Below are 18,093 nucleotides of genomic sequence, written 5' to 3'. Positions count from 1 at the left end.
ATGATCCTGCACACTCTTATCGACTATGAAACGCTGCGTGTCATCTGGTGGGGACTGCTCGGCGTGTTGCTGATCGGCTTTGCCATAACCGATGGTTTCGACCTTGGAACCGGAACACTTCTGCCCTTCGTGGCGAAGACCGACACCGAGCGCCGCGTCGTGATCAATGCCGTTGGCCCCGTCTGGGAAGGCAATCAGGTCTGGCTGATCCTGGGAGGCGGCGCCATTTTTGCGGCTTGGCCGCCGCTCTATGCGGTGTCCTTCTCGGGCTTCTATCTTGCCATGTTCGCTGTGGTCTTCGCGCTCATCCTGCGCCCCGTGGCGTTCAAATACCGGTCGAAGCGCGAGAACCCCGCCTGGCGCGCGACGTGGGACTGGGCGCTGTTCATTGGCGGTTTCGTTCCGGCGCTGATCTTCGGTGTTGCGGTAGGCAATGTCCTTCAGGGTGTGCCGTTCCGGCTCGAAAATGATCTGCGTATTTTCTACGAGGGCACGACATTGTTCGAGCTGCTCAATCCGTTTGCGCTTCTGTGCGGCCTGCTTTCGGTGGCAATGCTCGTCATGCATGGCGCATCCTGGCTGATGGTGAAGACCGAGGGATCCGTTGCCGCGCGCAGTCGTACCTTTGGGAGTGTTGCTGCCACGGCCACCATAGTGATCTTCGCACTCGGTGGCCTCTGGCTATGGGCCGGTGTCGACGGTTATCGCATCACCAGCGCCATTGTCACCGACGGTCCGTCCAACCCGCTGGCAAAGACCGTGGTACAGGCGAGCAACGCCTGGTTTGACAATTATGCGGCGCACCCATGGATGATGATCGCACCGGGCCTCGGTTTTGCCGGTGCAGCCCTCGCGCTCGTTCTGTTCCGTGCCCGGCGTGAGGTGCCGACCCTGCTTGCCAGCGCGGCGTCGATCATCGGCATCATCTCCACTGTCGGCCTGTCGATGTTCCCCTTCATCCTGCCGTCTTCCATCGCACCCGGTGCAAGCCTGACGGTTTGGGATGCTTCGTCGAGCCATCTCACACTCTTCATCATGCTGGTTGTGACGGCGTTTTTCATTCCCTTGATCGTCGCCTACACGAGCTGGGTCTACAGGGTGCTGTGGGGCAAGGTCGACAAGAACGAAATCGAGCAAGGCAAGGGGCACGCTTACTGAGCGCTGCCGTGAGACAAAAGGAGTTCACGACATGTGGTATTTTGCATGGTTGCTTGGCTTCCCACTCGCCGCAGCTTTCGCTGTGCTCAACGCGATGTGGTATGAGCTGATGGACGACGCGGCGAAGAACAGAGAAGCCGGAAAGCAATGAATGTGCAGACGCCGGCCTTGTGCCGGCGTTTTGCTTTCGAGCTTCAGTCGGCGATCTGCCCGCTTGCCGGGCGCTTCATGATCACTTCGCGGTGTGGATAGGGGATCTCGATCTCGTTTTCCTTCAGCGTGTCCCAAAGCGCGAGCAGCACTTTGCCACGCACATTGGTGAGCCCCTGCTGCGGATCGCGGATCCAGAAGCGCAGCACGAAATCGAGCGAGGATTCACCGAACCCCGTCAGCCAGCAGACCGGCCTCCGGTCCGCGTCCACACGGCCGACGCTCATGGCAGCTTCGATGGCAAGGGCCGAAACCTGATGCGGATCAGCCTCATAAGAAACGCCAAACGGCACGTCGAGGCGCACCATCTCGTCGCTGAACGACCAGTTGATCACCTGCTGGGTGATGAAGTCCTCGTTGGGGATGAGATATTCGCGCCCGTCACGGGTGATGACGGACACGAACCGCGCCCTGAGCTCGCGGATCCAGCCGAATGTATCGCCCAGAGTGATCGTGTCGCCCGGTTTGATGGACTTGTCGAGCAGGATGATGATGCCCGAGATGAAGTTGGAAACGACCTTCTGCAGGCCGAAGCCAAGCCCCACGCCGACTGCGCCGGAAAAGACGGTGAGAGCGGTCAGGTCGACACCTACGGAGGAAAGAGCAATCGCGCCTGCGGCGATGACGAGCCCGATCTTGACCACCTTGCCGAGCAGCACGCGGATCGACGGTGTGAGTTCGTCGGAGCGCTGGACGCGCTCATCGAAATAATTGCCAAGCACGACGGCAAGCCAGACCGTGCCGGTGAGCAGCACCGCGGCTTTCAGCAGCACCAGTGCGCTTAATCGTGTTGCCCCCAGCGGCAGGGCCAGCGTGTCGAGAAACGCTGCCGCCTCGTCGTCTATGCCGAGAATGACAATGGCCGCATAGGTCCAGGCGATCCACCCAATGGTTCTGGCAAGCAGGCGGTTGCGGATGATGCGCGAGACAACCGACGTGAACAACCAGGCAAGTGAAAGCGACAGGGTGAGTGAAAGCAACAGGGTCCTGCTTGGCCATGTAAGCGAGCGCAACACCGTCAGTGCCGCGAAAAGAAGAAGCACAAACAGGATCCAGTCGGTGCGCCTCATCAGCGCCACGACAACGCGCAGAAGACCCTGATGACCCTTGATGCGCCTGGCGCGTGCCTCGAGCCGGCTTTCCAGTCCACGCGATGCCAGCTTTGCGATAAAGAAGAGCACCGCAATGATTGCGAACTGGTACAAGGTCCAGGGATCGGCGAGAGTGACGAGCTTGGCTTGCACCCAATTCGCAATCTCGATCAGAAGGTCCACGAACGCCATATCTGTAGTCTAGAGCAATTTCTGTCGGTGTGGAAACAGTGCGCGCCGCAAAAATGCGGCTAAAACAAGCAGATGGCGCTATGGTGCGAAACGCATTGCCGCGTGGCCGGGGCCTGTCATGATCCAAAAGGGGACATCGGACGAACCGCTATTGCTGGGTATAGACACCGGCGGCACCTATACGGATGCCGTGCTGTTCTGCGAGCGCTCGGGCGTTGTCGGCAAGGCGAAAGCGTTGACGACAAGGCACGATCTGGCAGAAGGCATTTCAGGTGCCGTCGATGCAGTGCTTGCGAAGGTGCCTACTCCCGTGGGCCGCATTGGCCTCGTCTCCATGTCGACGACACTCGCCACCAACGCGCTTGTGGAAGGTCAGGGTGGTCGCGTAGCGCTGGTGATGATTGGGTTCTCGGAAACCGATCTTATGCAGGCGGGACTGCGCAACGCACTGCGATCCGATCCGGTCTTTTTTTTACCCGGCGGACATGACGTGCACGGCAATGAAACGCCGCTGGACATGGGGCGGCTTGAAGCTGAGATTGATGCGCTGGCAGAAAATGTGACAGCCTTTGCTGTCTGCGCCTATTTTGCGGTGCGCAACCCCGCCCATGAGATTGCTACCAGGGATTTCATTCGCACCCGCACCGATCTGCCGGTCACGATCAGCCATGAGCTTTCCGCCCAGCTTGGCGGGCCGCGCCGCGCTCTGACAACCCTGCTCAATGCGCGGCTCATCGCATTGATCGATCGCCTTGTGGTCGCCACTGAGAGTTTTCTTGAACAGCGTGGTATCCGCGCGCCGCTCATGGTGGTGCGTGGCGACGGCGCGCTTGTTTCGGCGGCGTTCGCCCGAGGCAGGCCGATTGAGACCATACTGTCTGGCCCGGCTGCGAGCCTCGTTGGTGCGCGTTACCTGACCGGCCTTGATCGTGCGGTTGTCTCCGATATCGGTGGCACGACCACTGACATTGCTGTCCTCGAAAACGGCCAGCCACGCATCGACCCGCAAGGCGCGCGCGTCGGCGGCCATCGTACCATGGTCGAGGCGGTGGCGATGCGCACTTTCGGGCTCGGCGGAGACTCCGAGGTCAGGATTGATGAGGGCGGGCTGCGCGGTCGCCTTGTGCTGGGACCACGCCGGCTCGTGCCCCTGTCCCTTGCCGCACATCTTCATGGGGATCAGGTACTCGAGACGCTTCGGAAACAGCAGGACAGGGCGGTGTCCGCCCGGCTGGATGGGCGGTTTGCGTGTCGGAGTGGGATGCCGGAGCGCCACGCCGCGGGTCTCTCGCAGAGCGAGGCCGCGCTCTATGCCCGGCTGGAGCGAGAGCCGGTAGCGCTTGAGACGATCATCCTTTCCAACGCGCAACTGGCGCCGCTCGATCGCCTCGTCGCGCGTGGTCTGGTCTCCTTGATCGGATTTACTCCGACCGATGCCGCTCACGTTCTTGGACGGCAGACCGGATGGGATGTTGAGACGGCCCGCCTTGGCGCAGCGCTTTTCGCCAGACACCGCGATGGCAGCGGGCAGCCGCTCGCGTTGGATGCGGAAGCGTTCTGCGAACGCGTGCTGGCGCGTCTGACCCGGTGTTCCGCAGAAGCCGTGCTCGAAACGGCACTGTGTGAGGATGGGCTGGACGGTGCATCGCTGGCCGAGCACGAGCTCATACGTCGTGCGCTCGACGGGACACAAGGCGTTGCAGGCTTCCAGGTTTCGCTAGACCGCGCTGTGATCGGCTTGGGTGCATCGGCGCCGCTGCATTATTCCGGGTTGGGAGAACTGCTTCGCGGAGCCTGCGTGCTGCCTGAGGATGCGGATGTCGCCAATGCCATTGGCGCTGTTGTAGGTCGTGTGGGTGTGCGCAGCGAAGCGCATATCGGGCAACCGCGAGAAGGCGTCTATCGGGTGCGCGTTGCGGAAGAGCTGCGTGATTTTCCAGATGAGGAAGAGGCCTTGGCTTTTGCCGAGCGTGTGCTGAAGCGCGATCTCCGCGACAGGGCACATGAGGCCGGTGCCGATCAGGCCGAGCTCCACGTGACGCGCGACATCCGCGCTATCGATGTCGACGGCAGTCGCCGTTTTCTGGAAGCGCGGGTCGTGGTGCACGCATCGGGACGCCCGCGTATGGCGCTCAACCACGATCGAGATTGAAACTTCTTCTCCATCCGGCGAATTGACCCCGTGCCGCTGGCATGGTGAAAGCAGTGCATCATTTCTGACATTGGGAAGAGGAGTGTCTGCCAAATGGAAAATCGCGTTGAGCTTCATGGGTTGAAGGTTGCGGAAGAGCTGCGCGATTTCGCCGTGAGAGAGGTGCTCCCTGGTACCGGCATAGAACCCGACAAATTCTGGAAAGCGCTCTCGGAGATCGTTCACGATCTGGCGCCGAAAAACCGTGCCTTGCTCGCCAAACGCGATGCCATGCAAGAGAAGATCGACGCCTGGTACAGGGAAAACGGCGCGCCTTCCGATCAGGAAGCCTATCAGGACTTCCTGCGCGAGATCGGCTATCTGCTGCCGGAAGGCGAGGCCTTCTCGGTCTCAACACAAAATGTCGATCCGGAGATTGCCAGTGTTGCCGGGCCGCAGCTCGTCGTGCCAGTGATGAATGCGCGCTACGCGCTCAACGCGGCCAACGCCCGCTGGGGTTCGCTCTACGATGCGCTTTACGGCACCGACGCCATTTCCGAGGAGGATGGGGCGGAAAAGGGCAAGGGCTACAATCCGAAGCGCGGCGAAAGGGTCATCGCCTGGGCGCGTGCCTTCCTCGATGGCAGCGCGCCGTTGGATGGTGCTTCCTGGACGGAAATTACCGGCCTTTCGGTTGTCGATGGTCACCTCGTGGCGAAAACCGATGGCGGTGAAGCGCGCCTGAAGGACGCTTCGAAATTCGTCGGTTATCGGGGTGGGGCCGATCAGCCGACCGCCGTTCTGCTCGCCACCAATGGCATGCATGCGGAGATCGTGATCGACCGCAACCACCCGATTGGCAAGACCGACGAGGCGGGCATTGCCGATGTGGTGCTGGAATCGGCTCTGACCACGATCCAGGATTGCGAGGATTCCGTTGCCGCCGTGGATGCGGAAGACAAGGTCGTCGTCTATCGCAACTGGCTCGGCCTGATGAAGGGTGATCTTGAAGAGCAGGTAACGAAGGGCGACAAGACCTTCACGCGCCGCCTGAACCCCGATCGTGAATACACCGCGCCCGATGGCGGGACACTCACGCTTCCCGGTCGTTCGCTGATGCTGGTGCGCAATGTCGGTCACCTGATGACCAATCCGGCCATTCTCGACGCCGATGGCAATGAAGTGCCGGAAGGCATCATGGACGCGCTCTTCACTGCAGCCATTGCGCTGCACGATATCGGGCCAAATGGCCGCCGCATGAACAGCCGTGCGGGCTCCATGTACGTGGTGAAGCCGAAGATGCACGGGCCTGAAGAGGTGGCCTTCGCTGTGGAACTGTTCGGTCGCGTCGAGAAAGCCCTCGGCATGGCGCCCAACACCATGAAGATGGGCATCATGGACGAGGAGCGCCGCACCACGATCAATCTGAAGGAGTGCATCCGCGCCGCGCGCGAGCGGGTGGTCTTCATCAACACCGGCTTCCTCGACCGCACGGGCGACGAGATCCACACCTCCATGGAAGCCGGTCCGATGATCCGCAAGGGCGACATGAAGCAGGCCGCCTGGATCGCAGCCTATGAGAACTGGAATGTCGATATCGGCCTTAAGTGTGGTCTTTCCGGTCACGCCCAGATCGGCAAGGGCATGTGGGCCATGCCGGATCTGATGGCGGCCATGCTGGAACAGAAGATCGGCCATCCGAAGGCCGGTGCAAATACGGCATGGGTGCCCTCGCCAACGGCGGCCACGCTTCACGCCACGCATTATCATCAGGTGGATGTGCACGCGGTGCAGGCCGAGTTGAAGAGCCGCAAACGCGCTGCGCTTTCCGATATTCTCTCGGTGCCGGTCGCCACGCGGCCCAACTGGACACCGGAGGAGATCCAGAAGGAGCTCGACAACAACGCGCAGGGCATTCTTGGCTATGTCGTGCGCTGGATCGATCAGGGCGTCGGCTGCTCCAAGGTTCCCGATATCAATGATGTCGGCCTGATGGAAGATCGCGCGACATTGCGTATTTCCGCCCAGCACATGGCAAACTGGCTTCACCACGGCGTTGCCAGCAAGGAACAGGTGATGGAAACGATGAAGCGCATGGCGGCGGTCGTCGACCGGCAGAATGCCGGCGATCCGCTCTATCGCCCGATGGCTACCGATTTCGATAAGTCCATTGCCTTCCAGGCGGCATGTGACCTTGTGTTCAAGGGCCGGGAGCAACCCAATGGCTACACTGAGCCGGTTCTGCATGCACGCCGCCTTGAACTGAAGGCGCAAGACAGTGCAAGTAGAGCATCATGACCCGCTGATGGCGCATCGGATTCGCTGGCGGAACAACAACAGGTCGCCGGATTGTGCCTGAATGAAGATCCTTGCAATCGATACCGCGGCGGCGCTCTGCGCCGCCTGCGTTCTTGAAACCGATACGGATGAAGAGCTCAGTCGGCATCTGCTGGACCTGGGCAAGGGGCATGCCGAATACGTCATGTCCGTCATCGAAGACGCGCTGCAGACTGCCGGTCTCGGCTATGAGGCACTCGGAGCTGTGGCTGTCTCGGTCGGACCGGGATCATTCACCGGCGTGCGGGTCGGAGTGTCGGCAGCACGCGGCCTTGCACTGGCTCTCAATGTGCCTGCCATTGGCGTTTCCACACTGGAGGCGCTTGGCGAGGAGGCGCGCGCGGTGTTTCCCGGGCGCACTGTTCTCGTGGCGCTTGGTCAGCGCGCGCCCAGTCTTTTCGCCGCGGGCTTCAACCGCGAGGGGCGCGTTCTTCTCGAACCTCAGAGCCAGCCAGCGGAGAGGCTGGCCGAATGGGCCTCTGCCGAGAATGCAGTCGTCTACGGCGTTGCCGCAGAGCTTGTAGCCGCGGCTGGCTCGCCGGCGCTCGACATCCAGCCAGCTGGCGCGACAGCGGATATTCTGACCTTCGCCCGGCTGGCGGCTGCGAAGGGGGCGAGTGGCGAGCTGCCGAAGCCACTCTATCTGCGCGCACCGGACGCCGCACCGCAGCAGAATTTCGCGCTCCCGCGGAAGGAAGGCTGATGGCGCTCTTTCCGAGAAAACGCGAGTTTGTCGTGCGACCGCTGGAGGTCGCAGACAGTCTTGTTCTGTCCGACATGCACGCCGAAGACTTTGCTCGCCCGTGGAGCGATGCGGAGTTTGAAGCACTCCTCACACAGGAGGGCGTGTTCGGTTTCGCCGTTTCCGAAATCGGCAGAAAACCGCCGCAGCTTGCCGGGTTCGTGCTTGCGCGACAGGCCGCGGATGAGGGCGAAATTCTCACCATTCTTGTCGCCCGCAACCAGCGCCGTCACGGGCTTGGCCGTCAACTGATGGATGCGGTGCTTTTCAGAATGCATGGTGACCGGGTGGCGGCGCTGTTCCTCGAGGTGGATGAAACCAACACTGCTGCCATCGCGCTCTACCGTCGCCTCGGCTTCCGTCAGGTTGGAGGCCGGCCCGACTATTACCGCGATGCGAATGGTCGGCGCACCAGCGCTCTGGTAATGCGCCGCGACCTGCGTTGAGCTGGAGCCTGATGTTTCCCGCAAACGGAAAATGCTGTAGAGGGTCCATTGCTCGCAACGGGCCTCAAAGCTAATTCAGGGCTGATCAAAGGCTGATGTTCAGCACGCTACGTTTCGTCATCTCAATTCTGATCGTCGCGCTCTACACACTGCCGCTCATGGTGGTGCAGGAGATCGCGCTCAGAACCGGGTTTTTCAGCGACCGCATCGTGCCGCGCCTCTGGCACAGGCTCACCCTGCGCGTGCTCGGTGTGCGGGTGCGCATGGAAGGGCATCCGTCACGGGAGCGCCCACAGATGATCGTCGCCAATCATGTCTCCTGGCTCGACATTCTGGTGCTCGGGTCACTCGATGGCGTACACTTCATTGCCAAGTCAGAAATGCGGAACTGGCCCATCCTCGGCACATTCGCCCGGCAGCAGCGTTCAGTGTTCGTTGAGCGCGAGCGCCGCCGCACCTCGCCGGAGCAGGCGCGGGAGATTGCCGCGCGGCTTTCCGACGGGGATCCGATGGTGCTTTTTGCCGAGGGCACGACCGGTGATGGCAACAAGGTCCTGCCGTTCAAGAGCACGCTGTTCAGCGCCGCGCAGCTTGCGCTCGCAAGCGACCGGGCCGAAAGTGTCACGGTACAGCCCGTGGCCATCACTTATCTGAGCAAGGGCGGGCTCCGCCTCGACCGGCGTGAGCGCGCGTCGCTCTCGTGGATCGGCGATACCGACCTCCTGCCCAACCTCATCACGGTTCTTCAGTCGCGGCCCGTCGATATCGCCGTGCGCTATGGCGATCCGATCCCGTTTCTGGCAAAAGGCGACCGCAAGACCGTCACGCGGGAAGCCGAGGCACAGGTGCGCGCCATGCTCACGGCAGGCTTACGCGGCACCGAAATCTGACGGATTCATCACACAGCGAAGAATCGTCTGTTTTTTGACACGCAAAAACGTTAGGAAACCGGCATGGAACAGAATATCGCGCCGGAAACCGGCAGCTCCGAAAACACTGGCAACGCATCTGAAGTGCGCCCCGCCACCAAGAAGGTTTTCGTGAAGACCTATGGCTGCCAGATGAATGTCTACGACTCGCAGCGCATGTCCGATGCGCTCGCAGCCGACGGCTATGCGCCGACGGATCAGATCGAAGAGGCCGACCTCGTGCTTCTCAATACCTGCCACATCCGCGAGAAGGCGGCGGAGAAGGTGTACTCCGAGCTTGGCCGCATCCGCCAGCTCAAGGAAGCGCGCAGCCAGGCCGGCCGCGAAACCGTGATCGGCGTGGCCGGTTGCGTGGCGCAGGCCGAGGGGCAGGAGATCCTGCGCCGTGCGCCTGCCGTGGATCTGGTGATCGGGCCGCAGACCTACCACCGCCTGCCCAAAGTGGTGAAGCGCGCGCTTGGCGGCGAAAAGATCGTCGAGACCGAATACGCGATCGAAGACAAGTTCGAGCATCTGCCGCAGCCGCAGAAGCGCGTGGTGCGCAATCGCGGCGTGACGGCATTCCTCACCGTTCAGGAAGGCTGCGACAAGTTCTGCACCTTCTGTGTGGTGCCCTATACGCGTGGTTCGGAAATCTCCCGGCCCGTGGCGCAGATCGTTGCCGAGGCGGAACGTCTCGCCGAGGGCGGCGTGCGCGAGGTGACGCTGCTTGGACAGAACGTCAACGCCTGGCATGGCGAGGGTGCGGACGGGCGGGAATGGGGGCTTGGCGAACTTCTTTTCCGGCTGGCTGAAATCCCCGGTCTCGACCGGCTGCGCTACACGACCAGTCATCCGCGCGACATGGATGACGCGCTGATTGCCGCCCACCGCGATTTGCCCAAGCTGATGCCTTATCTCCACCTTCCGGTGCAGTCGGGATCCGACCGGATCCTGAAAGCAATGAACCGCAAGCATACGGGCGATGATTATCGCCGGCTGATCGACAGGATCAGAGAGGCGCGGCCCGACATCGCCATGTCGGGCGATTTCATCGTCGGTTTCCCTGGCGAAACGGATCAGGATTTCGAGGACACTATGCAACTGATCCGCGACGTGACCTATGCGCAGGCCTTCTCGTTCAAATATTCGCCGCGTCCGGGTACGCCGGGGGCGGATCTGGGCGGTCAAGTGCCGGAAGCGGTCAAGGATGAGCGGCTTCAGGCGCTCCAGGCGCTGCTCACCGAACAGCAGCGCGCTTTCGTTCAGAGCCTCGTCGGTACCGAGATGGACGTGCTTCTTGAAAAACCCGGTCGTCAGCCGGGACAGCGTGTCGGCCGGTCGCCCTGGCTGCAACCTGTGATTCTTGATGAAAAAGCCGGCGAAATCGGTGACATTATCAATGTTCGAATCACGCAGGCAGGCCCCAACAGCGTGTTTGCCGAGCCGGTGTCGTAAAGGAGAGGCGTTTGACCGCCAGCACTGAGTTGAAGAACATGCCCTCCGGGGCCTCCGACATGGCACACATCGTGCTGACCTTCGATGACAACAAGCTGGCCAGCGCCCTCTACGGGCCATTCGACGAGAATCTGGCCCAGATCGAGCAGCGGCTCGGCGTGGATATCCGCTCCAAGGGCAATCAGCTTACCGTCAAGGGAGAGAGCGTTGCGGCCGCACAGGCGCGCCGTGCGCTCGATTATCTCTACGATCTCCTCCAAAAGGGGACGGAGCTTGCCCCCTCCGATGTGGACGGTGCCGTGCGGCTGGCCATCGCCGCCGATGAACAGCTCACCTTCCCGACGATGGAGAGCAAGGGAAAGCTCGCCGCCGCGCAGATTTCCACGCGCAAGCGCACCGTGCACGCGCGCTCGGCCAATCAGGACGCCTATATGCGGGCGCTGGAGCGCTCGGAACTGGTGTTCGGCATCGGTCCTGCCGGCACGGGAAAGACCTTCCTCGCCGTAGCCTATGCCGCCATGCTTCTGGAGCGCGGCGCGGTGGACCGCATCATTTTGTCGCGGCCGGCTGTGGAAGCAGGTGAGCGGCTTGGCTTCCTGCCGGGCGACATGCGCGAAAAGGTCGACCCCTACCTGCGCCCGCTCTATGACGCGCTTTACGACATGATACCGGCGGAAAAGGTGGAACGCGCGCTGGCGGCAGACGTGATCGAGATTGCGCCACTTGCCTTCATGCGCGGCCGCACGCTGGCCAATTCAGTGGTCATCCTCGATGAGGCGCAGAACACCACGCCGATGCAGATGAAGATGTTTTTGACGCGGCTTGGCGAGAACGCCCGAATGATCGTCACCGGCGACCCGAGCCAGATCGACCTCCCGCCCAACACAAAGTCGGGCCTGGTTGAAGCGCTTGAGGTTCTGGGTGACGTGTCTGGTATCGTTACCGTCCGCTTCGACGAGAAGGACGTGGTGCGCCATCCGCTGGTGGCTGCGATTGTCCGGGCCTATGACAAGAAGGCGCGGGGCTGATCCGCGCGGGCTGATGGACGATATTCCTCCTGCCGGTACAAAGCCGGAAATCGTTGTTGAAGTCGCCATTGAGGCGGGTGACTGGACATCTGAAACTGCGCTTCAGACGCTGGCTGAGCGGGCCGTTCGCGCGGCTGTAGCCGTAATTGAACTTGAGCCGGATGAGGGTGGGGCGGTCAGCCTGCTTTTCACTGGCGACGCCGAAATCCAGGTGTTGAATCGCGAATGGCGCGGCAGGGACAAGCCCACCAATGTGCTTTCCTTTCCTGCTCCTGAGATGCTCAATCCGGGAGATGAATTGCAGCCCCTCGGGGACATTATTGTCGCCCACGAGACCGTCGCGAGGGAAGCTGCAGAAGAGGGTAAGCAATTCGATCACCATCTGACGCATCTCATCGTTCATGGATTTTTGCATATCATGGGATATGACCATGAAACCGATGAAGAAGCTGAAGAGATGGAAGAATTGGAGCGCAAAGCGCTGCAAACACTTGCCATTCACGATCCGTACGCCTAACTGAAGGGCTTAATTGAACAAACGGCCATGACAGAGAACACGATGATCGCGGCGGGAGATGTGCCCGCAAGCGAGACGAACTCCCCCGAGGAGGGGGAAGAGGGGTCTAGTAGGCCCCCGCAACGAAACACCGGCAGCCGCCTGTCCCTTTGGGAGAGAATGATGGCAGCGCTAGGCATTCGAAACGGCTCCTCGCTGCGCGATGATCTCGCGGATGCACTGGACGAGCACACCCACGACACGGCGGCCTTCTCCCCCGGTGAAAGGGCAATGCTGAAGAACATCCTTCGCCTGCGCGAATTGCGCGTCGAGGATGTGATGGTTCCACGCGCCGATATCGAGGCAGTGGATCTCAACACAACGCTGGGCGAGCTCCTGAACGCCTTCGAGCGGTCAGGTCATTCGCGCATGCCGGTCTACGGCGAGACGCTTGATGATCCGCGCGGGATGGTGCACATCCGGGATGTGGTGACCCACATCACCAAAACGGCCAGGGCCAAAAGAGGCCGGGCAAGAAAAACGCCTGAGCCTGCCGCGTTCGATCTAGGCAAGGTCGATCTTGACCGCACGATCGGCGAGTTGAGCCTGCCCCGTTCCATTCTGTTCGTACCACCTTCCATGCTTGCATCGGACCTGATGGCCCGGATGCAGGCGTCTCGCACACAGATGGCCCTTGTCATCGACGAATATGGTGGCACCGATGGTCTCGTTTCGCTGGAAGACATCGTCGAGATGGTTGTCGGCGATATCGAGGATGAGCATGACGACGACGCACCTCTCATCGAGCAGGTCGGCGAGGATGTTTTTGTCGTGGACGCCAAGGCGGAAATCGAGGATGTGGCTGAAGTGATCGGTGACGATTTCCACGCCGAGGAACATTCCGAAGATGTGGACACGATCGGCGGCGTCATTTTCAATGTTCTGGGGCGTGTCCCTGCGCGCGGCGAAGTGGTTCAGGCAATTCCTGGCTTCGAGTTTCAGGTTCTGGACGCTGATCCACGTCGGGTAAAGCGTGTGCGCATTGTTCACAACAGGGCGTCCGAACGTCGCAGAAGATCGGCGCGTGCCGGCGACAATTTGTAGCTCCTGACATCCAAACCCGCGATACGGTTTCAAAGCATGACAAACTACTGATACTGCTTGTCGTGTGATTCGGGTTTCACGGATGGGTGAATGGAACGCGTCGCCGAACGGGTGATTTTGCTGAGTGGATGGCGGCGATCGCTCGTAGCCTTCATCGCCGGTGGTTTCGCCGCGCTGGCGCAACCGCCATTTGACTTCTTCGCCGCCTGTTTTGTGTCATTTCCTGTCCTGGTCTGGCTTCTGGATGGCGCGGTCGGAGATGGCCGCGGTCTGCGTGCGCTGGCGCTCCCGGCATTCAAGACGGGTTGGTGGTTCGGCTTCGGCTATTTTATGCTTGGGCTATGGTGGATCGGCAATGCATTGCTGGTTGACGCCGGAAATTTTGCTTGGGCTGTTCCTCTTGCGATTGTCGGACTTCCCGCGTTTCTGGCCATTTTCTATGGATTTGCAGCGCTTTTCGCACGATTTCTTTGGTCTGGTGGGATTCTGAGAATTGTTTCTCTAGCATTCTTTTTCGGTGTTTCTGAGTTGATCAGGAGCGTAATCTTCACGGGCTTTCCCTGGGGCTCCATCGGCTACGCCGCGATGCCCACACTGCTTAGTATGCAGTCGGCTAAAGTTTTCGGCCTGGTTGGCATGAATTTTCTGGCAGTTCTCGTGTTTTCGATGCCCGCATTGCTGGGTACGCGACGGCATCTCCTGGTCGGCAGTATTACGGCTATTGGCTTGGTAACAATACAGTTTACGTATGGTTATCTAAGTCTTTCGAGAGAAAGCGCCGCTGATAAGTTTTTGCCTGTCCGCATCGTCCAGCCGTCTATCAAGCAGACTGAAAAATGGGATTCCTTAGAACAAACGCGTATCTTTAATATCCTGCTTGACCTTACCCGGCGTCAGGTCTCGGATGGCGGCGCGAAACCCCAATTGATTGTCTGGCCGGAGACTGCCGTGCCATTTCTGTTCACTGATCGCCCGGAAGCCCTGGTGCAACTGGGCGAAGCGCTGGATGAGGGGCAGATGCTTCTCACCGGCGCTGTCCGGGCCGAAGGCGGCGATGGCCTGGGGGCAACCCGCTATTACAATTCGGTTGTGGCGATAGCTCAGGATGGAACAATTGTTGACGCTGTCGACAAGGTGCATCTGGTGCCGTTTGGTGAATACGTGCCATTTGCCAACCTATTGAATAATATAGGTATAGAAGAAATAGTGCAGTCTGCAGGCCCGTTCACGGCGGGTGGTGCGCGACGCCCGATCACGGTTGAGGAGGGCACACGCGTGATGCCCTTTGTTTGCTACGAGATCATATTTCCGCATCTGGTCGCCGACGCGGCAGACCAGTCTGACATTCTTCTGAATGTCACCAATGATGCTTGGTTTGGGGTGTCGCCTGGCCCGTACCAGCATTTCCGTCAGGCCCGTGTGCGCGCGGTTGAAAGCGGTCTCCCGCTGCTGCGTGCAGCCAACTCGGGCATCTCAGCTGTGATCGACTCATCTGGTAGGGTCGTCGAGGCGTTTGACCTCAATGCAGTGGGCAATCTGGATGTCCGAATGCCTATTCAGAAGCGAGAGAAACTTTATTTTGAGAATCCGGGAACCAATGGAATGTTTATTGCGTTTGGTTTTGGGGCCGTGCTTTTCGGTGCAAGTATTGTTCGACGTCTGAGAGCGAATTGACATCGTCCCTTTCGGCTACGCATAGTGTGTAAGCCGACTACATCGCAATTCGATTTGACAGGCTTGGGGCTCTGGGAGGTCGAAGAGGTAGATCGGTCAATGGCAACCCCGTGCCGGACGGCGAGGGAATATATGAACAAGAACAAGAAAAAACCGAATCCGATCGATATTCATGTTGGAGGTCGGATCAGACTAAGAAGAAACATGCTTGGCATGAGCCAGGAAAAACTTGGCGAAAGCCTGGGCATAACTTTCCAGCAAATTCAGAAATACGAGAAGGGTACGAATCGCGTCGGTGCGAGCCGGCTGCAGGCAATCGCGTCGGTTCTCAGTGCTCCGGTGTCGTTCTTTTTTGAAGGAGCGCCAGGCGAGGAAAGCGAGGCCGGAAGGGGGATGGCGGAGGACGGTGCGGACTTTGTCGTCGATTTTCTCAACAGCAGTGAAGGTGTTCAGTTGAACAGGGCGTTTGCAAAGATTTCTGATCCGAAGGTGCGTCGCCGCATCATCGATCTGGTTAAGGTACTGGCCGTCGAAAACCAGGACTGAGGGTTTGCCCACATAACGCTGAAAGCACTCCAGGAGCGCTGCTGAACAACAGGGAACGGGTAAATCCGTTCCCTGTTTTGCTTTGTGCTGCAACCGTTGTGCTTGACCTGACGCATCGAGCTTGGCTAACAGGGAGGCGCCTGTTGCCGACAGATTGATCGGCTTCTTCTCAGAGGGGATACCCGTGGCGCGCAAGAACTATCTCTTTACAAGTGAATCCGTTTCCGAAGGCCATCCCGACAAGGTCTGTGATCGCATCTCCGATGAGATTGTCGATCTGGTCTACCGGGAAGCCAAGAAATCCGGCATGGACCCATGGAAGGTCCGTGTCGCCTGCGAAACGCTGGCCACGACCAACCGCGTCGTGATCGCCGGCGAGGTGCGCGTTCCCGAGACGCTGCTCAAACGTGACAGGAAAACCGGCGAGATCGCAAAGGATTCGCAGGGCAATCCGCTCATCAATCCGTCGCGCTTCCGCTCGGCCGCGCGCCGGGCCATCCGCGCCATTGGCTATGAACAGGACGGCTTTCACTGGAAGACGGCGAAGATCGACGTGCTCCTGCACGGCCAGTCGCCGGACATTGGCCAGGGCGTCGATAACGCCGCCGACCGTCAGGGCGAAGAAGGCGCTGGCGATCAGGGCATCATGTTCGGCTATGCCTGCCGTGAGACACCGGACCTTATGCCGGCGCCCATCTACTACTCGCACAAAATCCTTCAGCTTCTGGCTGATGCCCGCAAGTCCGGGGAAGGCGACGCCGCAAAGCTTGGCCCCGATGCCAAGGCGCAGGTCACCGTGCGCTACGTCGACGGTGAGCCCTCCGAGGTCACCGAAATCGTTCTGTCCACCCAGCATCTGGATGCGTCGTGGAACAGCGCCAAGGTACGTCAGGTTGTCGAACCCTATATTCACGAAGCGCTGTCTTCCGGTGGTATCAAGGTTGCAGAAAACTGCAACTGGTACATCAATCCGACAGGAAAATTCGTCATCGGCGGGCCCGATGGGGATGCGGGTCTGACTGGCCGCAAGATCATCGTCGACACCTATGGTGGCGCAGCCCCTCATGGTGGCGGTGCTTTCTCCGGAAAGGACACAACCAAGGTGGACCGGTCGGCAGCTTATGCCGCGCGTTATCTTGCCAAGAACGTGGTCGCGGCCAGTCTCGCCGAGCGTTGCACGATCCAGCTTTCCTACGCTATCGGCGTAGCGCAGCCACTGTCGGTCTATGTGGATCTGCACGGCACGGGTCGTGTCTCGGAGGAAGAGGTCGAGATTGCCATTCGTGAGGTGATGGATCTGTCACCGACCGGCATTCGTCGCCATCTGGATCTCAATCGCCCCATCTACGCCAAGACAGCTGCCTACGGTCACTTCGGTCGGAAGGCCAGCCGTGATGGTTCGTTTTCCTGGGAGCGCACCGATCTGGTGAAAACCCTCAAGCAGGCAGTCGCAAAAGCCGCGTGACGCGGCTTTTTATCAGTACCGGAACGTCCCTATGGCTGAAGAACGGCGCAAACGGGCTACCGAAGCCTTCTTCGGCCGTCGACATGGCAAGCGTCTGCGTCCAAAACAGGACGCGGCGCTTAGCGCTCTTCTCGATCACTCGCTGATAAAGCTCAATGTCGCTTCACCGGATCCTGCTACCTTGTTTTCCAAACCGGTCGAGCAGGTCAGGCTCGAGATCGGCTTTGGCGGGGGCGAACATCTGCTCAAAGAACTCACGCGCTTCCCGGGCACGGGTTTTATCGGGGTTGAGCCTTTCGTCAATGGCATGGCCAAACTTGCCTCCGCGGTAGACGAGGAGGGCGGTGTTCCAGCGAATCTAAGAGTGTACAACGATGATGCGACGGTGCTTCTGGACTGGCTTCCCGAAGCCTCCATTGCCGGAATAGATTTGTTTTACCCCGATCCCTGGCCCAAGAAAAAACACTGGAAACGACGCTTCGTGAACCGTGTAAATCTGGACCGGTTCGCCCGGGTGTTGAAACCGGGCGCGCGCTTCCGCTTCGCGTCAGACATCGACACCTATGTCGACTGGACACTGCAGCATTGCGAGGCGCATCCTGCATTCTGCTGGCAGGCAGAAAGTGCGGACGACTGGCGCCTGGCCTATGACGGCTGGCCTGGTACACGGTATGAGGCAAAGGCTATCCGCGAAGGCCGGACACCCGCCTATCTGACATTTCTACGGGTCTGAGCGGGGATTTACCGGCCGCTCATTCCATAAAACCGCTCGGGATCGATACCCAGCCGACGCAGATCAGCATCTTTCGCCCGACGGCGATTGCGCACTGCAGCAGAAACAGCCACAGCGCTTTCGATCACGCCGAAAAACTCTCCGATTCCTGAGATGAACTTGCGGGTAGACATCGAGTTACCTTTCATTGTGCAACGCAGCACAATCTACCGTAGCCCTCGGTTCCACAGAAGCGCCGTTCCAACAGGGCTGCTATGCATTTGTGCGTTGCATCATCACTCGAACCAAAAGCCTGCATAAGCTCCAGCTTCAGAACCTCAGCTCTTGAAAAGAAATGCCATCTCGGCTATATCCGGCTCAAATTCTTGGTCGCT

Annotated in this window: 17 protein-coding genes; 15 read left to right on the top strand and 2 right to left on the bottom strand. The window is 60.0% G+C overall.

All coding sequences use genetic code 11. From position 1 onward, the window contains the following. Both cydB and cydX read left to right on the top strand, forming a co-directional pair. Positions 1-1,158 (top strand): cytochrome d ubiquinol oxidase subunit II, encoded by a 1,158-nt coding sequence (gene cydB, locus P2W41_RS00190; protein ID WP_292898506.1) that lies wholly within the window; start codon positions 1-3, stop codon positions 1,156-1,158. 31 nt (positions 1,159-1,189) lie between these two features. Further along, on the top strand, positions 1,190-1,309 hold the full coding sequence (cydX, locus tag P2W41_RS00185) for a cytochrome bd-I oxidase subunit CydX (protein WP_065817381.1): 120 nt from the start codon (positions 1,190-1,192) through the stop codon (positions 1,307-1,309). A 43-nt stretch (positions 1,310-1,352) separates the two neighbouring features. Here the strand turns inward: cydX and P2W41_RS00180 are convergent, their stop codons facing one another. Further along, positions 1,353-2,651, bottom strand: a complete 1,299-nt coding sequence (locus tag P2W41_RS00180) for a mechanosensitive ion channel family protein (RefSeq protein WP_404933968.1) — start codon at positions 2,649-2,651, stop codon at positions 1,353-1,355. Positions 2,652-2,769: 118 nt separating this feature from the next. On the opposite strand from P2W41_RS00180, the gene P2W41_RS00175 reads away from it, so the two are divergent. From P2W41_RS00175 to P2W41_RS00115, 13 genes are all read left to right on the top strand, one after another. Next, positions 2,770-4,803 carry a hydantoinase/oxoprolinase N-terminal domain-containing protein gene (locus P2W41_RS00175; RefSeq protein WP_404933967.1) on the top strand — a complete coding sequence of 678 codons (2,034 nt, stop codon included), beginning with the start codon at positions 2,770-2,772 and terminating at the stop codon, positions 4,801-4,803. Positions 4,804-4,896: 93 nt separating this feature from the next. Next, the gene (locus tag P2W41_RS00170) at positions 4,897-7,080 is read left to right on the top strand and encodes a malate synthase G (protein WP_404933966.1); all 2,184 of its coding nucleotides are present in this window, start codon (positions 4,897-4,899) and stop codon (positions 7,078-7,080) included. A gap of 61 nt (positions 7,081-7,141) precedes the next feature. Then, on the top strand, positions 7,142-7,822 hold the full coding sequence (gene tsaB, locus P2W41_RS00165) for a tRNA (adenosine(37)-N6)-threonylcarbamoyltransferase complex dimerization subunit type 1 TsaB (RefSeq protein WP_404933965.1): 681 nt from the start codon (positions 7,142-7,144) through the stop codon (positions 7,820-7,822). Then, on the top strand, positions 7,822-8,307 hold the full coding sequence (gene rimI, locus P2W41_RS00160) for a ribosomal protein S18-alanine N-acetyltransferase (protein ID WP_404933964.1): 486 nt from the start codon (positions 7,822-7,824) through the stop codon (positions 8,305-8,307). The genes tsaB and rimI overlap by 1 nt, the downstream gene beginning before the upstream one ends. A 95-nt stretch (positions 8,308-8,402) precedes the next feature. After that, entirely contained in the window at positions 8,403-9,197 is a 795-nt protein-coding gene (locus tag P2W41_RS00155) for a lysophospholipid acyltransferase family protein (RefSeq protein ID WP_404933963.1), read from the top strand. Between the two features lie 171 nt (positions 9,198-9,368). Continuing rightward, a complete protein-coding gene (miaB, locus tag P2W41_RS00150; protein WP_404935018.1) occupies positions 9,369-10,673 on the top strand; it encodes a tRNA (N6-isopentenyl adenosine(37)-C2)-methylthiotransferase MiaB in 1,305 nt (434 codons plus the stop codon). 59 nt (positions 10,674-10,732) lie between these two features. Next, the gene (locus P2W41_RS00145) at positions 10,733-11,701 is read left to right on the top strand and encodes a PhoH family protein (RefSeq protein ID WP_404935017.1); all 969 of its coding nucleotides are present in this window, start codon (positions 10,733-10,735) and stop codon (positions 11,699-11,701) included. Positions 11,702-11,714: 13 nt separating this feature from the next. Further along, positions 11,715-12,218, top strand: a complete 504-nt coding sequence (gene ybeY, locus P2W41_RS00140) for an rRNA maturation RNase YbeY (RefSeq protein WP_292898519.1) — start codon at positions 11,715-11,717, stop codon at positions 12,216-12,218. A gap of 27 nt (positions 12,219-12,245) precedes the next feature. After that, a complete protein-coding gene (locus tag P2W41_RS00135) occupies positions 12,246-13,301 on the top strand; it encodes a hemolysin family protein (RefSeq protein WP_366931278.1) in 1,056 nt (351 codons plus the stop codon). 90 nt (positions 13,302-13,391) lie between these two features. Then, entirely contained in the window at positions 13,392-14,975 is a 1,584-nt protein-coding gene (lnt, locus tag P2W41_RS00130; RefSeq protein ID WP_404933962.1) for an apolipoprotein N-acyltransferase, read from the top strand. Positions 14,976-15,107: 132 nt separating this feature from the next. Further along, the gene (locus P2W41_RS00125; RefSeq protein WP_229450153.1) at positions 15,108-15,521 is read left to right on the top strand and encodes a helix-turn-helix domain-containing protein; all 414 of its coding nucleotides are present in this window, start codon (positions 15,108-15,110) and stop codon (positions 15,519-15,521) included. Positions 15,522-15,705: 184 nt separating this feature from the next. Then, positions 15,706-16,986 (top strand): methionine adenosyltransferase, encoded by a 1,281-nt coding sequence (gene metK, locus P2W41_RS00120; protein WP_292898524.1) that lies wholly within the window; start codon positions 15,706-15,708, stop codon positions 16,984-16,986. A 31-nt stretch (positions 16,987-17,017) separates the two neighbouring features. Then, the gene (locus P2W41_RS00115) at positions 17,018-17,719 is read left to right on the top strand and encodes a tRNA (guanine(46)-N(7))-methyltransferase TrmB (protein WP_404933961.1); all 702 of its coding nucleotides are present in this window, start codon (positions 17,018-17,020) and stop codon (positions 17,717-17,719) included. Between the two features lie 8 nt (positions 17,720-17,727). Here the strand turns inward: P2W41_RS00115 and P2W41_RS00110 are convergent, their stop codons facing one another. Next, on the bottom strand, positions 17,728-17,892 hold the full coding sequence (locus P2W41_RS00110; protein ID WP_229450156.1) for a hypothetical protein: 165 nt from the start codon (positions 17,890-17,892) through the stop codon (positions 17,728-17,730). Positions 17,893-18,093 lie beyond the last annotated feature (201 nt).

The organism is Nitratireductor sp. L15S-10 (genome assembly GCF_045011005.1).
Taxonomy (GTDB): domain Bacteria; phylum Pseudomonadota; class Alphaproteobacteria; order Rhizobiales; family Rhizobiaceae; genus Nitratireductor.
This window is presented reverse-complemented; position numbering and strand designations above follow the sequence as displayed.

What these genes read in the sequence shown, in the direction of transcription:
- cydB (WP_292898506.1), top strand. Translation starts at nt 1, where the DNA reads ATGATCCTGCACACTCTTATCGACTATGAAACGCTGCGTGTCATCTGG.
- cydX (WP_065817381.1), top strand. Translation starts at nt 1,190, where the DNA reads ATGTGGTATTTTGCATGGTTGCTTGGCTTCCCACTCGCCGCAGCTTTC.
- P2W41_RS00180 (WP_404933968.1), bottom strand. Translation starts at nt 2,651, where the DNA reads ATGGCGTTCGTGGACCTTCTGATCGAGATTGCGAATTGGGTGCAAGCC.
- P2W41_RS00175 (WP_404933967.1), top strand. Translation starts at nt 2,770, where the DNA reads ATGATCCAAAAGGGGACATCGGACGAACCGCTATTGCTGGGTATAGAC.
- P2W41_RS00170 (WP_404933966.1), top strand. Translation starts at nt 4,897, where the DNA reads ATGGAAAATCGCGTTGAGCTTCATGGGTTGAAGGTTGCGGAAGAGCTG.
- tsaB (WP_404933965.1), top strand. Translation starts at nt 7,142, where the DNA reads ATGAAGATCCTTGCAATCGATACCGCGGCGGCGCTCTGCGCCGCCTGC.
- rimI (WP_404933964.1), top strand. Translation starts at nt 7,822, where the DNA reads ATGGCGCTCTTTCCGAGAAAACGCGAGTTTGTCGTGCGACCGCTGGAG.
- P2W41_RS00155 (WP_404933963.1), top strand. Translation starts at nt 8,403, where the DNA reads ATGTTCAGCACGCTACGTTTCGTCATCTCAATTCTGATCGTCGCGCTC.
- miaB (WP_404935018.1), top strand. Translation starts at nt 9,369, where the DNA reads ATGAATGTCTACGACTCGCAGCGCATGTCCGATGCGCTCGCAGCCGAC.
- P2W41_RS00145 (WP_404935017.1), top strand. Translation starts at nt 10,733, where the DNA reads ATGGCACACATCGTGCTGACCTTCGATGACAACAAGCTGGCCAGCGCC.
- ybeY (WP_292898519.1), top strand. Translation starts at nt 11,715, where the DNA reads ATGGACGATATTCCTCCTGCCGGTACAAAGCCGGAAATCGTTGTTGAA.
- P2W41_RS00135 (WP_366931278.1), top strand. Translation starts at nt 12,246, where the DNA reads ATGACAGAGAACACGATGATCGCGGCGGGAGATGTGCCCGCAAGCGAG.
- lnt (WP_404933962.1), top strand. Translation starts at nt 13,392, where the DNA reads ATGGAACGCGTCGCCGAACGGGTGATTTTGCTGAGTGGATGGCGGCGA.
- P2W41_RS00125 (WP_229450153.1), top strand. Translation starts at nt 15,108, where the DNA reads ATGAACAAGAACAAGAAAAAACCGAATCCGATCGATATTCATGTTGGA.
- P2W41_RS00115 (WP_404933961.1), top strand. Translation starts at nt 17,018, where the DNA reads ATGGCTGAAGAACGGCGCAAACGGGCTACCGAAGCCTTCTTCGGCCGT.
- P2W41_RS00110 (WP_229450156.1), bottom strand. Translation starts at nt 17,892, where the DNA reads ATGTCTACCCGCAAGTTCATCTCAGGAATCGGAGAGTTTTTCGGCGTG.